Source organism: Salinivibrio sp. MA427 (genome assembly GCF_001996115.1).
GTDB classification, from domain to species: Bacteria; Pseudomonadota; Gammaproteobacteria; order Enterobacterales; family Vibrionaceae; genus Salinivibrio; species Salinivibrio costicola.
In genome coordinates this window covers 1-2,922 of sequence record NZ_MUFH01000300.1, presented here as the reverse complement: position 1 = coordinate 2,922, position 2,922 = coordinate 1, and the positions used below count along the sequence as shown (strand labels likewise).

At 46.8% G+C, this 2,922-nt stretch carries 5 protein-coding genes; all 5 read left to right on the top strand.

The window, feature by feature from the left end; translation table 11 throughout:
• Positions 1-383, top strand: a 383-nt coding sequence (locus tag BZG79_RS13575; protein ID WP_199877887.1) for a type II secretion system F family protein, incomplete at its 5' end; no start/stop codon positions are given.
• The gene (locus tag BZG79_RS13570; protein WP_077774665.1) at positions 376-1,197 is read left to right on the top strand and encodes a tetratricopeptide repeat protein; all 822 of its coding nucleotides are present in this window, start codon (positions 376-378) and stop codon (positions 1,195-1,197) included. The genes BZG79_RS13575 and BZG79_RS13570, both read left to right, overlap by 8 nt.
• Positions 1,194-1,706 (top strand): hypothetical protein, encoded by a 513-nt coding sequence (locus BZG79_RS13565; protein WP_077679726.1) that lies wholly within the window; start codon positions 1,194-1,196, stop codon positions 1,704-1,706. Before BZG79_RS13570 ends, BZG79_RS13565 begins: the two co-directional genes overlap by 4 nt.
• Complete coding sequence (tadF, locus tag BZG79_RS13560; protein ID WP_077679727.1) at positions 1,687-2,244, top strand: tight adherence pilus pseudopilin TadF; 558 nt, start codon at positions 1,687-1,689, stop codon at positions 2,242-2,244. The genes BZG79_RS13565 and tadF overlap by 20 nt, the downstream gene beginning before the upstream one ends.
• A 3-nt stretch (positions 2,245-2,247) precedes the next feature.
• A partial coding sequence (locus tag BZG79_RS13555; RefSeq protein WP_242414196.1) for a pilus assembly protein occupies positions 2,248-2,922 on the top strand: 675 nt, incomplete at its 3' end.

Below are 2,922 nucleotides of genomic sequence, written 5' to 3'. Positions count from 1 at the left end.
CCATTGAAGCGTCCATTACTTATTTATCGCGTGAAATGGCGGCCTTTGACCGTGACTTGAGTTTTTTGCTCACCCGTGTGAATGAACGCTCACGGATTGTGGGGCTTGAGCAAGCACTCGAAGAGCTTTATCAGCGAGTGCCGTCTAATGAAATGCGCAGCTTTGTGATGACCCTCAATCAAAGCTTGCAATACGGCACGTCGATATACGGGGTGCTCACCACCTTGTCGGCGGATATTCGTGAAGTACAACTTTTGCAAGTTGAAGAAAAAATCGGTCAGCTCGCAGCCAAAATGTCGATTCCTTTGATTGTATTTATCATGGTGCCGATTGTGATCCTAATCGCCGCACCGGGCATTATGAGGATGCTAGCCAATGCCTAATCAGGTGAAACCTCGAATCAAACAACCGCGTTGGGCGCTGGTGGCAGCCTATATTTTGGTGCTCTCTGGGTGTGCAGCCAGTCAGCCGCCAGAGCAAAAGACGCTGACCAACGAACAAGTGTTAGAAAGTAGTGGCAATGATCGTGAGATCATTGAGCTCTACAAGCGTGAGTTAAAGCAAAAAGAATCTTCGCAGACACGAATAAAGCTGGTGAAACGTTATCTGTACATCAAAGACTATGACTCGGCGGATTTTTATCTGTCGCCTTTGTTACAAAAGACGGAGCAAGATGGACAGCCTATATCGCAGATAGGCTTACTAGCCGGTAAAGTCGCGATGGGATTAGAGCAATGGCAAACCGCCGCCTTACGCCTGAAAGAAGTACAACAACGGGATCCCAATGACAGTGAGTCGGCCAATTTGCTTGGCATACTGGCTGCACGAGAGGGAGACTTAACAGACGCGCGACAGTGGTTCAATCAAGCACGAAAGAACATGGCCAATGATCGCACCATAAAAAACAACCTCGCATTGATTGATGTACTGGAACAGGACTTGACGGGGGCCCTTCGTCGACTAGAACCATTGCCAGAGCTCAGTGAACTTTCGGATAAAACGCGCATTACCCTGTCGTTAATCTATGCCAAAACCAATCAGCGCTCAGCCTTTGATGCGCTAACATCCAGCATGGAGAGCGAGGAACAAGCCGTACTTTACCAACAATTGCAAGCTTTACCCGTGGCCGATTTGTCCTCTCTTCTTGATGTCGCGCCTCAGGTTAAAGCACCAGAGCAAGAGGGCGTTATTCAATGAGAATAAACACGCCCCATCGCCTAAAGCGAGAATCAGGCGTCGCAACGATTGAATTTGTTGGCGGTTTTTTTGCCTTTTGGTTGATGTGCGCCGCTTGGGTGGAAATGAGCTTTATGTCGTATGTATCTGCCTTGGGGGATTTAGCTATCTCAAGAGCCGCACAACATGCGAAAAAACAACAAACTGAAGATTTTCTGACCGTATTTCAACAAACCCTTAATGATGATAGTAGCCTTTGGCATGCGTTGATCGATGCGAATAATTACCGGATAAGTATCCGTTATGTTAATGAATACAACACCCTTGCCACGATCACTGATGGTTGTGAACCAGACAATGAAGATGACAAAGAAGCTGTATGTGGCGAGCCAGAGAAAGCCCCTATTGCCATTTATAATGTCAGTTATGACTATCAACCCATCTTTAATTTATTTTTGGATAAAAACACCCTTTTTTCCCGTGAAATGATAGTGATACAGGAATACCAACGTGAAACCTTTGCGCTTTAAGTCTCATCAGCAAGGCAACTTTACCGTCGAATTTGCCATCGTCGGGGTTTTCTTCGCGCTGCTGTTGGTGTTCAGTGCCGATATCATCATTAAACTGAGCGTTAAAGGTAAGCTCGAGCGCATGGCTTTTTCTGCAGCCAATATCATTAAAGAGCGCACTGAACTGTTTAGTGAGGACGGCTTTAGAGTGAACGATACTCAAGCTGAAGAAGCTTACACCATCGTCAGAAACTCCCTCACGCGTACCATGAGTAACTTTGACAGTACCAAACTCGGATTTTCGCTTCATGTTCGTCAAGGCGTTGGAGCGACGGATGAAGAGGATCAAAACAAAATTATTAGCCAGTGGTCAGCACCTTCTGGAACCCTGTGCCAGGCAGCGCCGCCGAGTAAAGATCTCAGCTTTACCACCACCTTTGGGCGACCAGCTACCTTATACCAAGTGACCGTGTGCTACGACACCGATAATTGGTACGGCAATCTGATTGGCGAAGACTTCTCGCGCGTATCGTCGCGCGCCGTAGTGATGGGGAGATAGTTTATGCGCTCACAACCAGGTTTTGCTCACTCAGCTCCCGGCTACTACCGTCAGCAACAAGGGCATGCAGCCATTTTATTCGCCTTATTTATTCCAATACTGTTTGGCATTTTTACCCTAGGGACAGATGGGGCGCGTGCGGTGCAGGACAAGGCACGCCTAGAGGAGGCGGCTGAAGTGGCAAGCCTAGCGGTTGCAGGAGCAGGGTCGGATGATAAGACACTGGCCAAGGCTTATATTCAGGACTATTTTCCCTACGCAGAAGTCGACGATAGCGATATTACCATTCGTAAAATAAATTGCGAAAACAACGCGTCGTGCCAAGACTCAGAGCAGCGTTTTTTTGAGTATCAAGTCTCAGCCAAAATTCACCAACCCACATGGTTTCCGGGCAATGAGACCATTGTTGGTTTTGGTGAGAACTATGATGTGGCAAGCGGTGCGGTAAGTAGGAAATACCATGCAGAAACGGTTGATGTAGTTTTGGCGGCAGACTTCTCTGGCTCGATGGCCTGGCCATGGAGTGGGGAGAATGGAACTGGTGAGATTCGTTATAGAATGATGAAAGAAATTATCAGTGAAATAGCGTCTGAACTAGATAATTTCAATGACTACGTTAAAGGAGAAAATAAAAATAGATTAGCGATAACTGGTTTTGATAACTTTACCCAAAAATTA

What these genes read in the sequence shown, in the direction of transcription:
- BZG79_RS13565 (WP_077679726.1), top strand. Translation starts at nt 1,194, where the DNA reads ATGAGAATAAACACGCCCCATCGCCTAAAGCGAGAATCAGGCGTCGCA.
- BZG79_RS13570 (WP_077774665.1), top strand. Translation starts at nt 376, where the DNA reads ATGCCTAATCAGGTGAAACCTCGAATCAAACAACCGCGTTGGGCGCTG.